The following is a 21,989-nucleotide window of genomic DNA, read 5'->3' as shown; positions in this document are numbered from 1 at the left end:
TATAAATAATTAACTTCTATATATCAATTATACCTTATTTTGGAACAAAAACAGATCTAAGAATGCTCTTATTTATAAAAAAAAAAAAAAAAAAACCAACCACAGATGTGGTTGGCTTTTATGATTAGCTCCTATTATTTAGGAACGTTTACGCTAGTTGCTTTAATTGCATTACCAGCAAGATCTTGTACAGATGTGATGCTGATTGTTTGCGCGTCTGTTGGAGCTTGAGCAAAAGTAACTTTGAATTGCTTGTCAGATACTTTAGTAACAGAAGCTGCAGCGTTTTGAACTACTTGACCACCTTGGTTTACAGTGTAGTTGTCTTTATCAAAAGCAAACTTAGAAGCTACTTCGTTAGCTGCTTCTTCTGTTCCAGCTTGAACATCTTCACTGAAAGTAACAATAAAGTCGTTTTTATCTGACGTTTCTGTATCAGCAGCAATTGTTACAGTAGGTGATACTGTATCAAGAACTATATCTACATTTTCAACTCTTTCATTACCAGAAGTATCAGTTGTGCGAACTAGGATGCGGTATTTACCGTCAACTGATGGTAAATCGTAGTTGATTGTGTAAGCTTCTGAATCTGAGTTGATGCTTCCATCATTAATTGTAACACCAGTTTTTCCGTAAGCTTGAACTTGAGTTTCGTAGCTTCCGTCTTTGTCTGCATCACGGTATACTGCGTACTCAATGCTAGCTACTTCAACGTTGTCATTAGCTACGCCTGTAATCTTAACGTCTTTCTTGTTTGTAACGTCTCCAACATTAGATTTTGGTGTACTTTCACCTGGGATCGTTGTGTCACCAGAGTTTGCTGGAGTTTTGAAAGTTCCTTCTTTTGCATTACCGCCAGCTGCTTCTACACCACTTACAGTAACGTTTTGAGCTTTGCTAGTATTACCAGCTGCATCTTCACTTCTTACTTCAATTAGGTAAGTTGTTGATGCATTAAGTTGTGGTGTTGCAAATTTGTAATCTTCTTGTTTTTCATTGAATGAACCATCTGTTGCTGTTGCGTTTGTCCACTCAGTAGAAGTTGTATAAGCGTTTGTTGATGCATTGTAAGTAGATACGCGATATTGCACGTTCCTAACATCGCTATCTGCATCTGTTACTGAACCTTTAACTTCTACAGTGCGAGTTGCAGGTTTATAAGTCGCTTCACTGTTTACAGTTACTGGAGCTGTAATATCTTTCTTAGTGATTTCTAGAGTAGCTGCTACTGCAGAATCACTAACTTTTCCAGCTGCATCTACAGTTTGAACGTATACTTTATAATCTCCACCAGCAAAACCAGTAGTATTGATTGAACCTACAGCCGTTTCTGAAGTTTCATCAAAAGCACCACCTTCTGCATCTAGGGTTGTCCAGCTTGTGAATGTGTTATCTGGGTTTTGGATACGGTAACGAGCTGCAACGATATTGCTAGCGTCGTCGTAAGCTTTAACATTTAATTTCACAGTAGTACCTGCATTAGCTGATACTTTTGTAGAAGTTTGAGCACCGTTAGTAAGTGTAGCACTTGCTTCTGGGTTTGCTCCATCAGCTACAGGAGTTACGTTAACTGTTTTAGAAGCAATAATAATTCCTTTATCAGATTTAACATTTTGGATGTTTAGAGAACCTTTATCTTCAGTTGATAAAGCACTATCATTGAAAGTTAATGTTACAACTTGACCAGCTGCATAAGGACCTACTGCTTCAGTGTTTATAGATGCACTTGTTGGATGAACAGGTACATTTGTGGTACTGTTACGGTCATTGTCATAAGTGTAGTTAATAACATTTTGAGCTGTTGCTGTATCAACAGGGCTATTGAAAATTACTGTTGCTTGGTTACCTGCTGCACCTACAGAAAGAATAGAAGCTGCTGGAAGAGCGTCTACAGTAAAGCTTCCAGATTTAGCGTCAGTTTCTTTGTAAGCTACAGAGTAGGATACAGTTTGCTTAGCAGTTGCTGCTTCTACTTTTTCTACGTTGAACGTAGCTGTTTTAGAGCTAGCATCATATTTGAAATCTGTCGGAGCTACAGAAGTGGCTTTACCACCGTTTACAGATTTAGTGATTGTGAAATCGTTAGCTGTTGGAGCTGTTTCAGGTGCTTTGTTAAACTCAACAGTTACTTTTCCATTAACAGCTGTTACATCTTGAACGCTTGGTTTAGCAGTTCTTGATTCTTTAACGTCGTAAGCACGAACAATGAATGAAGCAAATTGAGCACGAGTTAGGTTTGTTTCTGGGTTGAATGTTTCAACATCAGTAACACCTAATTTGGAAAGAGTTTGGATATCTTCACGATACTCACTGTATGCTTTGTCAAGATCTTTTACTTTCGAAGTATCATCACTATCAACAAGCGCTTCTAATCCTAAGCCATTAACAAGTACTTTCGCCATTTGTTGACGTGTAATGTTTTGGTCTGGAAGAAGTTTTCCACCGTTACCAGTGAAAACGCCAGCTGCGCGTACTTTTAAAGAAGCTTCTACTAGCTCTTTATCAGAATAGTTGCTTGGTACATCTGAAAAGTTCTCAGTTTTAGAAGTGTCTACATCGTCCCCCAGTGTACGAGCAAGGATTTTAACAACTTGTCCACGAGTTATTGTGTTATAAGGTTTGAAAGTTCCATCACCATAACCTTTGATGTATCCTTTTTCAGATGCAGTTGCGATGTTTTGGTAGTGGTCTTTAACTGTTTCTTTTGTTACATCAGAGAAAGATGCAGCACTTGCAGCAGGAACGATTGCGCTTGCTACTACAGCAGCAGAAACAGTACCTACTAGGAATTTGCGATAAGATTTTGGTTGGTAAGCCATTGAGTTATTTCCTCCTTAGAATTGTTTTCTAGTAAAATAAGACTAACATCAAGAGTTTGTTATATATGTATATCTCTTAACATTAGTTACTAAACAATTACAGATATTAGTATAGGTTTTCATAGATTTAATGTCAATATTTTTAATTAATGTAAAAAAGAGTTATTTATAATGGATAATATATGAATTTCAACCAAAATAACTATATTAGTGAAAACCCTACCTATCATTCTACAATATTTCCTATAATTTTCAATAGTTTTTACATAACTTTGTATTTTTTTAGGTCTTTATCTCCCCTTTTAACCTGTTTTTCAAAGAGAATAAAGACCTATATTTAAATAAGAAAGGAGGTGATTATAAAGGTGATATTAACTTTTTTAAGGTTTTATAAATTGCTTACTAAATTCTAAACACCTAAAATATATTGTAATATAATCGTAATATAAAAGGTCAAAACAGGAAAAATAGAATTAATTATTCATATTATTCAAAATTTTCACATTACTAACACGCGTCTTTATCCCTATCTTTCTTCCACTATTGTAAAGTCCCCAACTTCATCATAACAAACTGTAGTTCTTTTGTTACATAACTGTAAAATAGAAGCCTGTTTTTCTATGATAAACTGTTATCATCTGTTGAAAAAGGTAGAATAATGAAATTTTAACATAGAAAATTTAGGAGAATTCGGAGGATACATATGATTAGACGAGTCACACTGACGTTGATTTCATGCTTTGCGTTACTATTATCGAGTCTACTGCTAGAACCATCTTCATCAGCCAAAGCGGCTAATCTCACAAATTATGATAAGTTATTGCCTGCTGCTTATAAGTATATGGGTGTTCCTTATCGTTATGGGGGAACAACGGCTTCTGGATTTGATTGCTCTGGGTATGTACGCCAAGTGTACAGTGAAGTGGGTATTTCCCTTCCTAGAACAGCTGCTCAAATGTATGGACAAGGTACAGCTGTTTCAAAAAGCAATCTACGTGTTGGCGATCTTGTTTTCTTCAACACATCTGGCAGAGGGGTTTCACATGTTGGAATCTACGTTGGAAATAATGAATTTATCAACGCTGCAAGCTCAAAAGGTGTAAGTATTGCAAAAGTTAACGATCCATACTATTGGGGTTCTCGCTATGTTGGAGCAAAACGTATTTTCTCAACTGGAAACGCAAAAGGCAACTTCCGCGATACTCAAAACAGCTGGGTAGCTAAAGATGTAAATGCACTAGCAAATAAAGACATTGTAATAGGGTATTCAAATAACTACTACCGTCCGAACGAAAGTATTTCTCGTGCACAAACAGCAACAATTCTTGCTAATACACTTGACTTAAAAATGACAAACCGCAAACAGCCTTTTAAAGATGTAACATCATCAGCTTGGTCTGTTGGAGCTGTAAATGCAGTAAAATCTGCTGGAATTTTTGAAGGGAACAACGGTTACTTCATGCCTGACAAAGCTTTAACACGTGCTCAAATGGCAGCTGTATTAACAGATGCTTTTGATTTAAAAGCTAACTCTTCTTATACATTTAAAGACGTGCCTAAAGACAATTGGGCTGCTGCAGATATTTCCGCTCTTGCTGCTGCGGGTATTACAACGGGATATGATGATGGAACATTTAAACCCAATGAGCCTGTTACACGTGCTCAAATGGCAGCATTCGTAAATCGTGCTGTAAGCCGATAATAATATGTAAAGAAAAGAGCTCCCTTTCTCTAAAAGAAAGGGAGCTCTTTTTTATTTCAATGCTGCAGATCTCTGGAGAAAAAGAGCAAATTGACCTCTTGTTACATTTTCATAAGGGCGATAATACTCGTTTAATATTGTAATTTTGTTCTCTGCTAATATATTAATATCGTTATAACTCCAAGAGGTTCTTTTTACATCTTTAAAAACTCTCTCTTGTTCTGCTTTCTTATATACTTTGCTGTAAGCTCTCGCTAGAACAGCTGCCATTTGTTCTCTTGTTAATGGTTCTTTCGGACGAAGTTTTCCTCCCCACCCCATGATGTCATATTGTTCTAAAATAGCAAGTTGTGTGTAGTAGAGATTATCTTTATTAACATCAGTTGCCTTCAGTTTATATGTAGGATCTTTCGTTAACTGCAGTTCCTGAACAAGCATCTTTGCTGCATGTTCACGGCTTAATGGTTGATATGGACGAAATGTTCCATCTCCATAACCTTCAATAACTCTTCTTAGTTGCAGATAGCCTACTGCTGAAACAACTTCATTTTGAACAATATCACTGAATATTGTTACATCTCCACCTTTGATATGTTCTGCTCGTATATATCCGTTCTGCCCGTTAAATGTATTAACTTTATAAAAAAGATGACCATCTTTCAGCAGAGCATTTTCCCTAATTAAAACTGGAGTATATTTCAGGAGACTTGTAAGCCCTTTTCCCCCTGGTTGATTATATAAAACCCCTTTATCAGTATAAACATAGCCTTTTTGATTATTTGTATATAAACTTGTTGCTTCTGTTGCCTCTTCTAAAGGATAAACTTTCTTTGTTAACTTAACTACCCCATTATCTTGGCTAGCTTCTACATATAAGAGTTCTTTTAGATCTCTATCTACTATATCCTCAATATATTTGTATACAGAATGCTGAAAGCTACCTTTTTTTGCGGATTTGTATCTTCTGTAAAACCCCTGTATGCTATAAGGGCAAAATACCAATGTTCTAACATTTTCTGATTTTTGTTCTTCATAGAGGGCAGCGTATTATCATCAAATTGCTCTTTTAATAATCTTACTCCAACTTCAATATTGTAAAGTGGGCTATATTTTAAGGATTCGAAATCAATATTCTGAGCTGTAGCCTGTTCAGCTGTTAGTTTTACTCCCATAATGCCTATTCTACCGTTCTCATCTATTTTAGGCTGCTCATTTTGAAACTGTTCATAATTGGAGCTTTGTGCTGCAACTGCTGTAATCAATTCGTAGGGAACGCCCTGTCTTATTCCCTCTTGGAGCATTTTCTCTTCTATTTCCTCTTTAGTTAGATTTAAGTGTTCGATAAGCTTAGCATTGCTTGTTTTACTCTCCTCTATATTTTGAAGATTGATCTTTAACCGCTCTGATCCCCTATTAAAACCATTTTCACTATGCTGAATAAGTTTGAATACTATGCCGCTATTTTGGTCTCTTGAGAAAAGCCAGCTTGATTTACTTCCAAGCTTCTCACCTTCATACCATTTACGTACTTGCATCACACCTTTAAAAGTATCTAAAAGGATTGGTAAATATTTATCTTTATCATCTTGGGCCATTAGATAAGTGTCATGTGTTCCAAGTTTTAAAGCGGTTAATTGTAAGCTAAGTAAATTGGAGGATTTATAATCTGTAAGATAAAGCGGGATAGCTTCTTCTGGCTTATATCCTTTTTCTTGTATAGCGTCTGTCCAATATTGTTGGATGCTCTTGTTTTCAAACGGTGACTGAATTTCACTATTCAGTGGCATATGGGTAGCGATAGCTTTGCTGGAACCAAATAACTCAACATAGTCTTCAGCTAATATCTCTGATAAATCCCATTTGTATGGAACAGGGTTTTGATTGAATGGCTTGTACTGTGTCATATGACGAATTTGTGCATATTGAGAGTCTTTCCATTTGCTAGGAACTAAATGTTCTTTTTTAAAAAGATGATAAAACGTAAAATGATGTCCATACTCATGGGCCATAGTTGGAGCAATACTTTCTACTGTTGAATATTTATCGCCTCCATAAAGATGAATTTTTCGATTTGGGGAAAGCGAGACTGATTTACTTCCATACGTATATTCAGCAAAATATTGTCCAAGAACATCTTGTCCAGCTGGGTAGTCTGGAAAAATATTAATGGTTGATAAAAGCTTGAGTTCTTCCCCATGCTTATTTTTAAGCAATTCTGTTTCAAGCGCTTTTAGTTTTTCTATCGTATTCCATTTTGTACTATAGCTTATAAAAGTAACACCAGAATCTCCCCTGTACGTCATTACTTTATTTTGATAATAATCTTCATAATCAAACTGAGCTGTTTTTAGTTTTGTTTCATCCACAACTTGTGCAGAAGTATTTAAAGGGTGGATAATAAAAAACAAACTGACAACAAAAAACATAGGTAACAGCAGTTTTTTCATCATTTACTCTCCTTACATATTCATCCTTTTTTAGATTAATATTCTCCTATTACCTTATTATTCTAGACCACAGAAAAACAAAAAGCTAGCTTTCTTATATACTAGAAAGCTAGCTTACATCATTCTTATCTATTGTTTTGCGATTGTTAATTTGTAAGGCTTGGCACTAGAACGCATTTGCTTATCCTTAATTTCCACAAAATATTTTCCTTTGCTAAGATCTGCGAATCCAACTTCATTATCACCAATATAATAGTTGTTTAACTGTTTTACGAGTGTACCTTTTTCATTATAAACATTAATTACACCGTCAATCTCTTTTGGGGCATCCATATTTAGCTTGTATGTGCCCTTTTCCGAAACGTTAAGAGCATAGAAATCTCGATCACCAAAATCAATTCCAGCATTTAAGTATCCTGCTGCTTCCCATGCATTCTTGCCTTTTGCTTTAAGAGAGATTGATTTTGAAGGTACATTATTTTTAACAGTTGAACCCTCATCCTCATCTTTCTTTGTTAACGTGTTTAGCAACATCTCGTACTCACCAATGTTTGAGCCACCGTAGTTTTCGGCAACAATGAAGTATCCTGTTCCTTTTTTCGCTTTGAACGATCCTGATTCAATTCCTCCATCAGTTTTGTCAAAGAGGATAACTTTAGAGGCTTCATTGTTATCTATTTCCATATTTCCATTTGTATCTTCTACGATGGTGATCATAAGATCAAGTGGCAATCCCATTTCAAGCGGGAGGCCTTTCTTTTGGTTTTCACTAACAGGTAACGGATTTGCATAGAACCCATACAATCCATCTTCTGTGCGATGCTTGTAATAGAATGTATCAATGTCACCTAATGGAGCAAAGTTTCCTTTTACAGGTTGATCCGGTTTTAAAACAGTTGCTTCAATTGGCTCATCGTTTGCTTCATTTTGATCAACTGGAGCGTCTTTTACTTTTACTGATGTTAATTCATATTTATCCAGTGATAGTGGTGTACCATTTTGAAGATGAATGTAGTACTCTTGACCCTTTTGAAGCATGATTGTTGTTTCAGAGGTTCCTTCACTCCCCCCTGTTAACAAGTCCATTAAAGGGTCTCCTGAGCCACTTAGTTGGTTTAGCATGCCTGATTCTTTATCATACTGGAATAAACCAATCATAGGTTTAAGTGTATTTGTTCCATTAGTTGATAGTTTATAGAAACCATCTTCCTTTACTTTTACTTTAAACCAATCTTCATCTTCTAGCTCTTGGAAATAGCCTGTCCCAACGGAACCTATTTCATAATTTCTAGCATCTTTAAGAATAGCTTCTGTTGTCTCTTCATCAAATTCCATATACTCGCCTGTTAGTAAATCAGTAAGAGCATCATATTTTTCCTTATATGTTGTTGGTTCTGGTAAGCTTTCTTCCTCTTCAGGCTCTTCTACAGGAGTTGCAATAGCAAGTGGTAGACTATCTTCATCTTCTGGTAGATCTTTTACATTTGCTTTCAAGTCATAAGGAATTAGAGAACCAAGAACTTCTTGTATTTCTTCGTCAGAAGAGCCTCCCATCATTAACGCCATCATCATATCTAACATTTGTGACGAACTTACAGGACTTGATGTAACTTCTATAATATAAGAGGTCTCTGGTAATGCTTCAAAAGCAAGTCCTTCCCCTTCACTCATTCCATTATTATTTGCCGCATATTCCGCAATTGGCCATTCTTCTCCTTCAGGAAGATCTGCTGGAGGCTCTTCTTTAAAAGCTGCTTCATCGTATACTTTTATTTCTGTATCCACTCCTGGGAGTGCTGAAAGATCTAGATTCACTTTTTTGCCCTCTTTAAAGGACATACGGAAATAATCACTATCTGCTCCTTCTTCACTATTAATAAGAGTTAAATCTCCTTCTGATTTTTTACTGCTATAAGGAAAGCTTTTAATTTTAGCTGGTTTCTCTTTTGATGCTTTACTATCATTAATATTCGTTCCTTTAGTTAACTGAAGTGCATATGTTGAAGCTCCTGATGTACTGTAATTTTCATTTCGGTCTTTAACACCGATTAACAGTTCTCCCTTTTGTTCTGCTTTATAAAGGTAACCTTCTGTTTTTCCTTGGGTAACACTATCTACATCTACCTCTTGTTCTGTTCCATCTTCACCTCTAAATTTAAGTTCTAGCTTATAGTCATAGTTTTTAGAAGCATCTAGAACGGTTTGTAGAAATTCACCTTTTTCTACATTGACTTTATACCAATCTTGCTGAGCTGGTTTAATTAATGAGCCTGTCTTCTTAACGGTTCCTTTTCCAACCTTAACAGCAGTTGCTTTTTTCACAATCTCATCCATTGTTAGCTTCTTAAATGAAGGAAGCTTATTTATATCAAAATCAAGTGCCTTAGATGGATCAACAAGTCCATATCCATAATCCATATCAAACCCTTTATTCCCTAAATCCTGAGCTGTTTGTTCTAAAATATATTCTACTTGATAGGAGTTCAAGTCAGGATACTTTGATTTAATAAGGGAAGCCACTCCTGCTACTGCCGGTGAGGCCATTGATGTTCCACTCATTTTAACAAAGGATGATCCTGATTCTGGCGTATAAACAGTACTATAAATATCTTCACCTGGTGCTACAACATCAATGTTTGGACCATATGTTGTAAAGTAAGCCTTTTTATTTTGATCATTTGTTGCTCCAACAGTAATCACTCCATCATATGAACCTGGATAGTTATAGACCATATCTCCATCATTTCCTGCTGCAGCTACTACAACGACACCATTATCTAAAGCTTTTTTAATAGCTTCTTCAACAAGCGGAATTTCAAATGAGGCTCCAAGACTCATATTAATAACGTCAGCCCCATTGTCAACTGCGTGCATAATGCCATCAGCAAGTACATAGTCAAAGCTACCATTTTGATCAAAGATATTTACAGGCATAATATTGGCGTTTGGATTAACCCCATATCCACCAACTCCATTTCCTTTCTTACCGCCAATAATACCTGCAACATGTGTCCCATGGTCCCCTGCATCTCCAGGGTTTGCTGGATCTGTTACGCTATAAGGAGCAAGCAAATTTCCTTTTAACTCCTCATGGTTTGTATCTATGCCTGTATCAATAACAGCCACATTCACTTCGTTTTTCCCTGCTTTTTTTAGAGCTTCATCCACTTTTAATGTTTTTAAATGATACATACTGCTTACTTTTGGATCACCCGTTTTTGAATTACTTTCTGTTGCAAATGTTTTAAGTTTCACACTTGGCGATACACTTTTAACGCCAGCTACTTTCTCATATTTTGAAATGGCTGTCTCAATTTTTTGCCCCTTACCTATTCTAACAACTTCATATTGAAATTCTGGGTATGAACGAATAACCTTTCCACCTAGCTTCTTATGTACTGAAGAAGAAAGTTTTTTGCTGTACTTTATAATGATTGTATTATTACTTAGGTTTTCCTTTTCTGCTTTTTTCTGTTGATAAAGTTTTTTGCTTTTTTCACTTTGAGACAAATTAAACTTCTCCATTACTTTGCTTTTCTTCTCTTTTACCTGCGATGCATTACTCTCTACTGCAGCTGAGGCAAAGGAGGGTACTAACAGGGTTAATCCTAATACTAGTGCAGTTAGAGTACGAATCCCTTTCTTCATATAAAATCCCCTTTCAAATCAAGAAAAATTTTCATCAGTATAGTTAGACGATTCAAAATCAAATAGGTTACAAAAATAATAGAATTTTCTCAATTTTTATTGTTTTAATAGAATTAAAATAAAAAAGCAGATGCGAAATCTTTCATCTGCTTTTTATCTATCAATTTGTTATATGTTTTACAAAACGCTTTGCTTTGTTTTTAAAAGAATTTACTTCTGAAATATTTTCAAAATCCTTTATTGTTACTTTAGGGCCAATTCCTTGTCTTGCCAATTGGTACGGATCATCATTTGGGCTGACATATCCTGTTTTTGTTGTAAAGGCATACTTAAAACCAGCTTCTTTTACAAGATCAGCTGTATGTGGAGTATAATAACCAAATGGGTAAACAAATAGTTCTGTTTGATTAAGAAGATTTCTGTTTAACTTTAAGTCCTTTAGAATTTCTTCATCCGATTTCCTAAGCATATCCCCTTTTCCATCTTCACCTAGGTTATGTAAATTATCTGTATGTGCTCCTAACTCAAATACACCTAAAGTATCTTTAATTTCATTCATTTTCATAAACTGATGCTTGTCTGGATTCCACGGACCATCGTTTCGATTTGTACGACTTGTAATAATATTTTCAATAGCATGTAAATCATACTTCTTTAAAATAGAATATGCGTAACGCTTCACATCCCTGCGTCCATCATCAAACTGAATCATTACAGTTTTAGTTGGAAACTCTCTTTTTCCATTTAGGAATTGATCTAACTCATCGATTGTCATTGTATGGTAGCCGTTGTCATGAAGCCATTTCATCTGTTTCTCAAATGCCTCCACTGACAGAACATCTGGTTGATTTTTATAAAGTTTGTTTTCATCTTCTAACAATAAGCGATGATATGTTAAAACAGGAATCATATCTGCTTTTTTAGTAAAACTTATAATAAATAAGGACGAAACTGCTGCAGCAATTAGAACAAATAAAGCTACGACTATTATTATCTTTTTCTTCACATCATGTCATTCCTTTCAAAAGATTAGACATTGATGAGTATAACATCTTTTTAACTTAATTTTCTAATTAATGAACATTTTTTCATAGGTTAATTGTCCTCTATTCTCTTTTTATCTCCAAAATTTATATTTATTGGTTTCCAAACGCTACTTTATACCTTTAAAACTACTATTATTCCAATGTTATGAGGATTGTCCCTTCTCTTTTTATGTTTATATTTCTATTTATGCATTATTACCTTCTATTGTAATTGCCTAAATCTTCCAATATACTTGGTTGTGGAAATCAAAATTAGGAGTTTTAGCATGAATAAAAGGAAATTACTGTACATGTTATTGTTTTTATCCGTATTCGTTACTGTATTCGGGATTTATGCCTCATTCCAAAAAACTATGACTAGAGCAGACGTATCTCAAGCACTAGTTGCCCAAGAGGAATCAGTAGCCATTTATGAAAAAGCCTCACATAGCAAAGGCACTAAAATTAAAGGCTATCTAGTGAAGGGAAATGCTTATATCAATTATGTTTCGTTTAATACGGATTGGTGGAGAATTCCTATTGGCAATTCATTTGGATATGTTTCTAAAAAAGAGGCTAAAATAGAGGAAACTGAGGCACCTCGTCCTAAACAAGTTTCTTCTACTTTTCATGGAGATGCTATTTTAACAGAAGAAAAAACCCTGTTTATAGCTCTACTTCTACAAGCTCTAAAAAAATGGGCCAGTTTGATACACATATTCAAATAGAAGTGATAAATCAAAATGAGAATTGATCAAAGGTTAATCTAGGAGGACTTGTAGGATACGTTCAAAAAGAAGATTTGCAGATTGATAACGGCATTCCGGCCTTAATGTATCATAATCTTTTTAGAGAAGAAGAAAACCATAAATTTAAAGGTACATTTGTAACGATTACCCCAGAATTTTTTGAAAGCCAGATGAAATGGCTTCATGATAACGGTTATCACACTATTTCCCTTGAAGATTTACAAAAATATGTTGAAAAGGAAAAGGCATTACCGGATAAATCATTTGTGATTACATTTGATGATGGATTTGTCTCGACCCGTCAATATGCTTACCCTATCCTTAAGAAATATGGTTTTAAAGCTGAAAATTTCATTATTACATCTCGTACACCTAATCAAAGCCAGCCTTTTGATCCTAATCAGCTTACTACACAAGCTTTAAGTATGCAGGATATGGAGAAGATGAAGGATGTTTTTTCTTTTGGGGCCCACACCCATGCTCTACATGATCGCAAAGATGCTCATACAAGTGGATTATTAACACAGCTTCCATATGCTGAAGTTGTGGCAGATTTAAAATTAAATAGAAATAAACTTCCTACTCCTTCTCCTTACTTTGCCTATCCTTATGGAAACTTAAATGAAACGGGTATAAGAGCTGTAAGGGATGCTGGATTTAAATTAGCCTTCACAACACAGGAAGGGAGAGTCTTTCTAGGGGATAATCCATTAATTCTAGATCGCAAAGGGGTTTATCCAAATATGGATATGGGGGACTTCAAAAATATTTTTGCAACTTCGAATTAAAAAGGTGAGGAATTCCCCTCACCTTTTTATATAAATTTCTAAGTAGGAAATTATATATAATCTTTACCATATAACGGTGAAACAGTAAATAAAGAGTGCTATACTAGTTTTGTAGAAAGTCTAATATGCTAGGAGAGTTGTCGCATGGTGTTATCGTACATCAAAAAAGCAATGGGCGATAAGCAAGAAAAAGGGTTAAAAAAGCACTATAAAATTATAGAAGAAATTAACAATCTCGAAGGACAATTTACACAGTTGTCAGATCAAGAGTTAAAACATAAAACAGTTCAATTTAAAGAAGCCTTAGCCGAAGGGAAAACGATATTTGATATCCAAGCAGAAGCATTTGCAACCGTTCGAGAAGCATCGAGACGGGTGCTTGGTATGCGTCATTACGATGTGCAGATGATTGGCGGGCTTGTTCTGACAGAAGGGAATATTGCTGAGATGCCAACAGGAGAAGGAAAGACGCTTGTTGCTTCGCTTCCAAGTTATTTACGAGCTCTTGAAGGAAAAGGTGTCCATGTTATTACAGTAAATGACTACCTCGCAAAACGTGACTGTGAACTTGTTGGTCCAGTTCACACCTTTCTTGGTCTGACAATTGGACTTAACATAGCTGGCATGGATTATGAAAAAAAGAAAGAGGCTTATAACGCCGATATTACATACGGAGTTGGGACAGAATTTGGCTTTGATCACCTTCGTGATAATACAGTTATTGATCTAGCTCAGCGTGTTCAGCGACCATATCATTTTGCTATTATCGATGAAATTGATAGTGTTTTGATTGATGAAGCAAAAACCCCCCTCATCATTGCTGGCAAATCCGGTGTAAGTTATAATCTTCATCAGCTTTGTGCTCAAATTGTGAAAGGCTTTTTGAAAGATGAAGATTATCACTTTGATGAAGAAACGAAAGCAACAGGATTTACAGAACAAGGGATCGAGAAGATTGAAAAAGGCTTTGGAATCGATAATTTATACGATGTAGAACATCAAACTCTATATCACTATATGATTCAAGCCCTTAGAGCCCATGTCATGTTTCAGAAAGACGTAGATTATATTGTAAAAGATGATGAAATTGTTCTTGTTGATGCATTTACAGGACGCACAATGGAAGGTCGTACATTAAGCAATGGTCTTCATCAGGCTCTGGAAGCTAAGGAATCTGTAACAATTACAGAAGAAAATAAAACACAAGCTTCTATTACAATCCAAAATTACTTCCGTCTTTATCCAACACTTAGTGGAATGACAGGAACAGCTAAAACGGAAGAAAAAGAGTTTCAACAAGTGTATGCAATGGACGTTATTCAAATCCCAACGAATCGTCCAATCCTAAGAATTGATGAAAGTGATCAAATTTATGAAACAGTGAACGAAAAATATAAAGCAGTAACAAAAGAAGTTATCCGTGTGCATCAAACAGGACAGCCTATTCTAATTGGCACAACTTCTATTCGTCAATCTGAAACAATTGCTCAATCTCTACAAGATGCGGGCCTCTCTTTCCAGCTTTTAAATGCTAAAAGTGTTGAACAAGAGGTTGAACTTATCTCCAAAGCAGGCACAAAAGGTCAGATTACGATTGCCACAAATATGGCAGGACGCGGAACAGATATTAAGCTTGAAGATGGTGTTGAGGACCTTGGGGGCTTGTTTGTTCTTGGAACAGAACGACACGAATCAAGACGGATTGATAACCAGTTGAAAGGACGAGCTGGACGTCAAGGTGATAAAGGAAAATCACAGTTTTTCATTTCTCTTGAAGATGAGATGTTTGTACGCTTCGCCTATGAAGAAGTAAATAAACTGCGTAAAAATCTTCATAAAGATAGCACAGGTCTTATTCAATCAAAGAAAATTGCTGATTTTGCCGATAAGGTTCAGCGTATTTGTGAAGGAAGCAATTATGGAATTAGAGAGTATAATTTAAAACTTGATAACGTTATTAATGAGCAGCGCGGCGTTATTTATGAATTAAGAAATCGAATTTTAACAGATGAAAGTATTCTTACCCTCTTAACACCTATGATTTCCTCAACTGTTCATTATTATATAGAAGGATACTGCTCACCTGAAGTCCTTCCAGAAGACTGGGATCTGAATTCTCTAGCAACTGATTTAACTAAGGTGATTGGGGAAAGTATTTCACTAGATATGAAAGGAATTGCAGAAATTCAGGATGTGCAAGAGAAAGTAGAAGATGCTACCCAAAACTATTTGAACTTAATTAAGGAAGTCATGGAAGAGGAAAAACCATTAGATGGTTTCCTAAGAACTACTGTGCTGCAAATTACTGACAGAGAGTGGATTAAACATATTGAAAATATGGAGCGTTTAAAAGAAGGAATTGGTATGCGAAGCTATAGCCAAGAAGACCCTATGCGTCAATACCAGCGTGAAGGTCTTGAGCTCTTCTCAACTTCATATCAAGAGCTTGAATACTATATGGCAGAAGCACTTTGTCAGACAACAGCATCATTAAGAGCAGAGAAATAATCTACAAATAAGGGTGCTCCATTCATTTTTGAGTGACACCCTTTTATATTGAAAGGATGAGAAATTTGTTTCGCTTTTTTAAACGTGGAGAACAGAATATTAAGAAACAAGGTCTTGATAGTACAATTGAACCTGAAGAAAGAGTAACAACAGAAAATCAAGAAGCTAGCATCTCCCCTAAACTTTCCTTACACCCTGATTGGGAAGCACCAGAAGAGGATCGCTATGTTTATCAGTTTTTGAATAATAGCTGTGCCCCACTGAAGCCTAATCAAGTTTCTTTATCAGGTGCAAATCTCGCAAAAGATGAAAATGGAAATGCTGTTGTAACAGCTCTTGTCCGCACAAGCTTATCAACCCCATTAACGCTAGATGTCATGAAACTTGTGTTAATGGATAGTGAGAAAAATATTATTGCTAAAAAATCTTTTAACTTTAAAGAGCTTGGCGAGATTCCTCCTGCTTCAAGCAGACCTTGGCAGTTTACTTTTGAAAAAGAAAGCTTAAAAATAAAAGATCTTCCAAAGGAAAATTGGACATTAGCTTTTCAAGTAGCCCCTCCTCATAAGTTAGACTTAGATGAGACTTGGGAAAACAATTTATCAGAAAATGAAAAAGAGGGCCTAAAAAATCTTGTTGAAAAAGAAATGACTCCTCCTAAAGATGGAGAAGTAAATTTTCAAAGTCTACAAGCAGATCAGGCCAAGAACGGAAATCTACATATTTCCCTACTAATAAGAAATGGAACAGATCAAGACGTAACATTTGAACAGATTCCTCTCATTGTAGAAGATGCTATGGGAGATCAAGTAGCAGAAGGTGTCTTCCAAACAAAAGATCTACTAATTAAGGCATATACAACAAAACCATGGACATTTATTTTTCCAGCAAGCTTAATTCAAAAAGAAAATGCTGATTTCAGGCGATGGAGAGCATATCCAAATCAACAATAAGTAAGATAAAAACGATCAAAAATCTAGCATAAACGCTAGTTCTTTTGATCGTTTTTTCTTTCTACATTTCTTGTAAAAAACTTTTCATTTTTGTTACAAATACCCTTATGATAGGACAATATAATCTACATGTGGTAATATCTAACTTGTTATGAAACTTTAGACTCATTTATATTTATATTTTTATAGGTCTTAATATCTTTTATTTTATAACAAACTAAATCTATTAATCGTACAGAAAGGAGCTTTTGGTTTGAACCGTTTATCTTTGTGTTTGACGATTTCATTTGCTGTTTTCATGCTTGTTTCTCCCTTCTCTACACAACGTGCGGAAGCTAGTAGCAATGTAAACAAAAACATTATGGGCGATTCAGTGTTGACAGCTTCACAAATGGCAGCATTTGTACATAGTAAAAACCCAAGCAATATTCGCCTTTATGGCATTACGGTAGAGGAACTTGCTCAACTTTTTCTTATCGCTGGAAAACATGAAGGAGTACGAGGAGATGTAGCTTTTGTACAAGCTCTAAAGGAAACTGGGTATTTTAAATATGGCGGTGACGTTGTTCCAGAACAAAATAATTACGCTGGAATTGGGACAACTGGCGGTGGTGTAAAAGGACATTACTTTGATACCCTAGCTACTGGTGTTTACGCACAAATTCAACATCTAAAAGCATACGCTTCTAAAGAACCTCTAAATACTCCACTTGTTGATCCACGATATAAATATGTAACAAAAGGAATTGCTCCAACTTGGCCAGATTTACAAGGTCGATGGGCAATGCAACCAAGAGGAAATTACGGGGATGACATTCTTTCGATTTATAAAGAAATGCAAGACTTTGCTTCTAAAATGAAGCCACCAGTTGAAAATGAAGGTTCTATTACTCTTCCAAGTAAAGATCCAAATCCATTCCCTGCAGACGTTTCTAAAAACAATGAAGCATATGAAGCTGTACAATTTTTCTTAAAGAACGACGTTATTGATGGCTACGATATTGATGGAAAGGTTTATGTAAAACCTTACGATAATATCACGAGATATCAATTTGTAAAGATTCTTGTTCAAGCTCTTGGCCTTGAGAAAGACGGAGATGCTCCAACATTTATAGACGTAAATCCTCACGATGAAGATTATGTGTACCTTGAAACTGCAGCAAGTTTAGGGATTGTAAAAGGAAGCAATGGGAAATTCATGCCTTATGAAAAAATTAAACGTGAACATATTGCAGCTATGGTCTATCGGGCAACAGAGCAGCTTTTAGACTATAACCAATATAGCGGACAAGAAAAAGCATTTAAAGATGTGAACACTTCTTCAGAGTTTTATGAAGCTATTTCTAAATCTTCTGCAGCTGGCGTTATTAATGGTTTCTCTGAAACAGAATTTGGTCCCACTAAGTATGCAACACGTGCACAAGGAATCATGATGATTTATAGAGTAATGGAAAAGATTAATGAACAAGCAAATTCATAATAACAAAAAATCCCACTTCAGATGAAGTGGGATTTTTTGTTACCACGCGTGACTTTTAGCCTATAGTAAACTCGTTTTCATGCATAAGAAAAGACGCTGTATATATAGCGTCTTTTCTTACCGGGCTACCAACCGAGGTTATTATTTCAAAAGAAGGAAATATTTATCTCCGCCTCTATTTTATCATCTATACAACAAATCGACAATTTGTTTTTCTACTTTTATGAAGGTTTTTAGGAAATTTATGATAGTCGATTAAACTGACCATCTCTGCGCTTATCTTGCTCAATAGATGTTGCAATAACGGCAAAACCAATCATAAGTAGGAAAATCAGATCAAGCAATCCTGTATGAATGGAAATCATAAAAATCGTTGTAACAAAACCATACGCAATTGTTTGATATGACTTTGTTGTTGTTTGTCTCATTCTGTTGTAAAGAAGAGATAGAATAATACCGAAGATACCCATTCCAATAACGATTCCGACGTATCCTCCGTCCATATACAACTGACCAATAACAGTTGGCGTTGTTGTTCTTCCAGGTCTTGTAACATACTCTCCAACCTGTTTTACTGCATAATCGTTAGCTGCTTCTGTTACAATCATACGTGGTGATTTTTGCTCACCTGGAAGCACTGTACCAAGAATACTTTTATGAAGTTCTCCGTTCAGGTAACCATGATCTTCTGTATAATCTTCAATTTTACTGATAACAATACGTCCTGTTACCATTGTTTCAGTTAAAGCTCGAACCCATTTTGGAGTTTCATTTACCTTACGAATAGCTTCTTGCTTTTCTGTGATTGCTTCTTCCTGCTGATGTTCCTCTTCAACTTGAGGTCCTTGACGTGTATTAAATTCTTTCGATGTATCTTCTGTTAATACACGGAAGAGTCCGAAGAGAGAAAATGAAATACCAATAACCGCTACCATTAAGATAATCCACGATGTTTTTACTCTCTTTACTAAGTAGTGGAAAGCAATGAGTGATGTAAAAAACATAATAGCAATTGGTGTACGATATCCCATAAGGATAAACGCAACAAGGATTAAGGCAATAATAACACCGTAAGAGATCTTCTGTTTCTTCGATAAACGGCCACCGCTTCCTACAACACCGTAGAAGACAATAAGAAGACCACCAAACCATAATAGGGAACTTAGGAAGTTAAGTTTTGGATCTAGATTACGACGTACAGATTCATCCGTAATTCCGATTTGACCTGTAAAAAGCATAGCTAAGTAGCTCACTAATCCTACAAGAGTTAGGAGATAAACAAAATAAATTGTTTTTCCTTTCAAGAAGGAAAGTCCAAATTTCGGGAATTTCCAACCAAGTTTTTGGATTAAAAATACCGCTATATAATAAGCAATAAGACCAACAATGACCGGTAGGAAAATATTGTTATAGGCCTTAAAGTACTGAATGCGACCAAAATCAAACAAACTCATAAAAAAGTAAATAGCAAAGATCGCTGGAAAGAAGATATAAGGTGAAAAAACGTCACCTTTATTAATAAATTGAATAAGTCGATTATTTTTAAACATAAATAAGGTTGTTACTACAAATATAGTAACGTTTACCTCCCCTCAGATGCTTCTCGTTTTAGTTGTTTAATGTTCATAAGTTCTTTCATCGAACGTGATCTTGTTAGGAACAGAACAATAAAGTACGAAATAGCTCCTATAATAATCATAACCATTAAATATACATATTCATTCGGGCTGTATGTTTCTACAGTCCCCTTCATCAACATCAGCAATCCAAACATTGCACATGTAGCGATAAGTACTTTTCCATATTCCATTCCAACATAAGATAGAGAGAAACCATTTATCAATTTATACAAAGTTGTAAATGTAATAGCAGAATATATTAAGGCAACAAGTGAAAACGAAAGAGCAAGTCCTGATGCACCTAGAGTATTAACAAGAATAGCATTTAGAATAACGTTACATATGATAGAGACAATTCCTACCCGTAACATATAATGTCCTTTTTCTAACGTATAAAACCCTTTTGCAATAACAGCTTGAATACTGTAGAAAAGTGCTGAGCCAACGTAGAATATTGCGTAATGGCTCGTGGCAGCAGTTGCTTCAGCCGTAAATTTCCCACGTTCATAGACTACTTTTACAACCTCAGGCATAAGAATAAGCATCCCTGCGAGAGTTGGTGCTAGGAATAAAAACATGAGCGAAAGTCCCTTTTCAATCCCTCTTTTAAAGAGCACCTTATCATCTTGTGATTTTGCACGGGCAAGCATAGGAAAGATAATTGTTGCAATTGTTACACCAAACACAGCCTGCGGAATATTAATAAGCCTGAAGGCAAGATTTAAATTTGTTGCCGCTCCGTCCCCAAGCTGAGCTGAGAAAATAGAGTTTACAAGCAAGTTAACTTGTCCAACTGCAATTGTTAAACCTACAGGAACAAAAATATAGTAGAAGGCTTTGATTTCGCTCCAATCCGACTTTTGCTTCCAATCAATAAAATTGGTTGGCTTAAGATACACGAGTTTGATTAGAAATGAAATTAGCGTCCCAACTAAATAGCCAAGCGGTACTGAATAAATACCAAGCTGCGCATGGAAGAAAATTGCTCCTCCAATTGTACAAAAGACAACAATAGTTTGGGAAAATACAGAGAAGGAAAATTTTCTTTGAGCGTCAAAATAGCCTTCAAAAACAGCGTTGACTCCAACAAGAAGAATGGAAGCAAAATAAATGACAGATGTCCAAATTGCTACATCTTTTGCTTCGCCTTGAAAATCATTATAAATGAGGGGCACTATAAAAGGTGACAACATCATTCCGATTAAAGCAATCAATGTCGCAATAACGGTTGTCCCCTTCACAACGTTTGTTAAGTGAGAAAATCCTTTTCCTTTTGCATCATATTTATAATAACTCGGTAAAAAAGCTTCTTTCATTCCCGTTAGCATAAATAAAACAATAGCATTTGGAATGACCATTGAAACTGTGTATGCATCTGTGATTCTAGTACTTCCAAAATAGTTTGTAATGGCTACATCCCTAAGCATACTAGAGAACTTTAATACAAACGTTGATACGAAAAATAGCAGTGTAACAAATTTAAGTTTTGACATTATACCACGTCTATCCTTTGAGTACTTTGATCAAAAATTTTGGTAAGATTAACTGTCTTTTAAAGCGCCAAGGTTCTTTGATAAGGCGGTAAAACCATTCAAGTCCAAGACGTTGGAAGAAAGCTGGGGCCCGATTTAATCGCCCAGAGATTACATCAAATGAGCCACCGACTCCTTGATAAACATATGGAGCTAATTTCTCCTTATGATTGATAATCCAATTTTCTTGGGTTGGACTACCTAATGCTACAAAGATGATTTCTGCACCAGAACTATTGATAGTTTCTTCAATGACTTTCTCATCTTTTTCGTAGCCATTCAATGTACCGACGATGTGAATTCCTGGATACATTTCTTCAAGCTTTGCTTTAGCTTCATCTGCAATTCCAGGTTTTGCTCCGTAGAGGAAGACTTTTTTTCCATGAAGATGAGCTTGTTCACAAAGTTTCATCATCATATCAATTCCTGTTACTCGCTCTTTGATATTGCCTTTTTTTAACTTTGAAGCAATAAGTACACCAACGCCGTCTGGAATTTGGTATGTAGCAGCATTTAGCAGGTTCCTAAGAGATTCATCTTCCTGTGCCTTCATAATCTTTTCTGGATTAATGGCTACGATAAACGACTTACGCTTGTTCTCAATATCACTTAATAAATGGGACGCAAGCTGATCATACGTTTGGTCGCAAACATCTACTCCTAAGATGTTTTCCTTCATCTAATCACCTAATTTAGAAAATAGTAATAGTTTCGTAAAC

Annotated in this window: 14 protein-coding genes; 6 read left to right on the top strand and 8 right to left on the bottom strand. The window is 35.6% G+C overall.

Features of this window, described 5'->3' with window-relative positions; all coding sequences use genetic code 11:
- Positions 1 to 134: 134 nt before the first annotated feature.
- Entirely contained in the window at positions 135 to 2,819 is a 2,685-nt protein-coding gene (locus tag MOC86_RS05220; protein ID WP_268583111.1) for an S-layer homology domain-containing protein, read from the bottom strand.
- 703 nt (positions 2,820 to 3,522) lie between these two features.
- On the opposite strand from MOC86_RS05220, the gene MOC86_RS05215 reads away from it, so the two are divergent.
- Positions 3,523 to 4,521 (top strand): C40 family peptidase, encoded by a 999-nt coding sequence (locus MOC86_RS05215; RefSeq protein ID WP_061804767.1) that lies wholly within the window; start codon positions 3,523 to 3,525, stop codon positions 4,519 to 4,521.
- A gap of 51 nt (positions 4,522 to 4,572) precedes the next feature.
- On the opposite strand, the gene MOC86_RS05210 is transcribed toward MOC86_RS05215, so the two are convergent.
- The 4 genes from MOC86_RS05210 to MOC86_RS05195 all read right to left on the bottom strand — a co-directional run bounded on the left by MOC86_RS05210 (position 4,573) and on the right by MOC86_RS05195 (position 11,622).
- Positions 4,573 to 5,523 (bottom strand): S-layer homology domain-containing protein, encoded by a 951-nt coding sequence (locus MOC86_RS05210; RefSeq protein ID WP_268583109.1) that lies wholly within the window; start codon positions 5,521 to 5,523, stop codon positions 4,573 to 4,575.
- A complete protein-coding gene (locus tag MOC86_RS05205; protein ID WP_268583108.1) occupies positions 5,421 to 6,968 on the bottom strand; it encodes a transglycosylase SLT domain-containing protein in 1,548 nt (515 codons plus the stop codon). The genes MOC86_RS05210 and MOC86_RS05205 overlap by 103 nt, the downstream gene beginning before the upstream one ends.
- A 129-nt stretch (positions 6,969 to 7,097) precedes the next feature.
- Complete coding sequence (locus MOC86_RS05200; RefSeq protein ID WP_268583106.1) at positions 7,098 to 10,616, bottom strand: S8 family peptidase; 3,519 nt, start codon at positions 10,614 to 10,616, stop codon at positions 7,098 to 7,100.
- Positions 10,617 to 10,776: 160 nt separating this feature from the next.
- Positions 10,777 to 11,622, bottom strand: coding sequence for a polysaccharide deacetylase family protein (locus MOC86_RS05195; protein ID WP_268583104.1), 846 nt, complete (start codon positions 11,620 to 11,622; stop codon positions 10,777 to 10,779).
- A 306-nt stretch (positions 11,623 to 11,928) separates the two neighbouring features.
- Here MOC86_RS05195 and MOC86_RS05190 point away from each other — a divergent pair, with 306 nt between their 5' ends.
- The 5 genes from MOC86_RS05190 (at position 11,929) to MOC86_RS05170 (ending at position 18,119) form a co-directional block, all read left to right on the top strand.
- Positions 11,929 to 12,369 (top strand): hypothetical protein, encoded by a 441-nt coding sequence (locus MOC86_RS05190; protein WP_268583103.1) that lies wholly within the window; start codon positions 11,929 to 11,931, stop codon positions 12,367 to 12,369.
- Positions 12,370 to 12,443: 74 nt separating this feature from the next.
- On the top strand, positions 12,444 to 13,178 hold the full coding sequence (locus MOC86_RS05185) for a polysaccharide deacetylase family protein (RefSeq protein ID WP_268583102.1): 735 nt from the start codon (positions 12,444 to 12,446) through the stop codon (positions 13,176 to 13,178).
- A 144-nt stretch (positions 13,179 to 13,322) separates the two neighbouring features.
- A complete protein-coding gene (secA2, locus tag MOC86_RS05180; RefSeq protein ID WP_419146600.1) occupies positions 13,323 to 15,686 on the top strand; it encodes an accessory Sec system translocase SecA2 in 2,364 nt (787 codons plus the stop codon).
- Positions 15,687 to 15,751: 65 nt separating this feature from the next.
- Entirely contained in the window at positions 15,752 to 16,639 is an 888-nt protein-coding gene (locus tag MOC86_RS05175; protein WP_268583101.1) for an accessory Sec system S-layer assembly protein, read from the top strand.
- A gap of 253 nt (positions 16,640 to 16,892) precedes the next feature.
- A complete protein-coding gene (locus tag MOC86_RS05170; RefSeq protein WP_268583100.1) occupies positions 16,893 to 18,119 on the top strand; it encodes an S-layer homology domain-containing protein in 1,227 nt (408 codons plus the stop codon).
- Positions 18,120 to 18,361: 242 nt separating this feature from the next.
- Here the strand turns inward: MOC86_RS05170 and MOC86_RS05165 are convergent, their stop codons facing one another.
- From MOC86_RS05165 to MOC86_RS05155, 3 genes are read right to left on the bottom strand one after another with little or no spacing between them, the layout of a single operon-like run.
- Positions 18,362 to 19,669: an oligosaccharide repeat unit polymerase gene (locus tag MOC86_RS05165; RefSeq protein WP_243516398.1), complete on the bottom strand. Its 1,308-nt coding sequence runs from the start codon at positions 19,667 to 19,669 to the stop codon at positions 18,362 to 18,364.
- Between the two features lie 32 nt (positions 19,670 to 19,701).
- Complete coding sequence (gene murJ / locus MOC86_RS05160; RefSeq protein ID WP_268583099.1) at positions 19,702 to 21,231, bottom strand: murein biosynthesis integral membrane protein MurJ; 1,530 nt, start codon at positions 21,229 to 21,231, stop codon at positions 19,702 to 19,704.
- Between the two features lie 10 nt (positions 21,232 to 21,241).
- The gene (locus tag MOC86_RS05155) at positions 21,242 to 21,949 is read right to left on the bottom strand and encodes a WecB/TagA/CpsF family glycosyltransferase (protein WP_268583098.1); all 708 of its coding nucleotides are present in this window, start codon (positions 21,947 to 21,949) and stop codon (positions 21,242 to 21,244) included.
- Positions 21,950 to 21,989 lie beyond the last annotated feature (40 nt).

Source organism: Priestia endophytica, assembly GCF_026790145.1.
Classification (GTDB): domain Bacteria; phylum Bacillota; class Bacilli; order Bacillales; family Bacillaceae_H; genus Bacillus_I; species Bacillus_I endophytica_A.
The sequence above is the reverse complement of the archived record's forward strand: the minus strand, read 5'-3'. Positions and strand labels throughout refer to the sequence as shown.

What these genes read in the sequence shown, in the direction of transcription:
- MOC86_RS05155 (WP_268583098.1), bottom strand. Translation starts at nt 21,949, where the DNA reads ATGAAGGAAAACATCTTAGGAGTAGATGTTTGCGACCAAACGTATGAT.
- MOC86_RS05205 (WP_268583108.1), bottom strand. Translation starts at nt 6,968, where the DNA reads ATGAAAAAACTGCTGTTACCTATGTTTTTTGTTGTCAGTTTGTTTTTT.
- MOC86_RS05165 (WP_243516398.1), bottom strand. Translation starts at nt 19,669, where the DNA reads ATGTTTAAAAATAATCGACTTATTCAATTTATTAATAAAGGTGACGTT.
- secA2 (WP_419146600.1), top strand. Translation starts at nt 13,323, where the DNA reads ATGGTGTTATCGTACATCAAAAAAGCAATGGGCGATAAGCAAGAAAAA.
- MOC86_RS05190 (WP_268583103.1), top strand. Translation starts at nt 11,929, where the DNA reads ATGAATAAAAGGAAATTACTGTACATGTTATTGTTTTTATCCGTATTC.
- murJ (WP_268583099.1), bottom strand. Translation starts at nt 21,231, where the DNA reads ATGTCAAAACTTAAATTTGTTACACTGCTATTTTTCGTATCAACGTTT.
- MOC86_RS05220 (WP_268583111.1), bottom strand. Translation starts at nt 2,819, where the DNA reads ATGGCTTACCAACCAAAATCTTATCGCAAATTCCTAGTAGGTACTGTT.
- MOC86_RS05215 (WP_061804767.1), top strand. Translation starts at nt 3,523, where the DNA reads ATGATTAGACGAGTCACACTGACGTTGATTTCATGCTTTGCGTTACTA.
- MOC86_RS05200 (WP_268583106.1), bottom strand. Translation starts at nt 10,616, where the DNA reads ATGAAGAAAGGGATTCGTACTCTAACTGCACTAGTATTAGGATTAACC.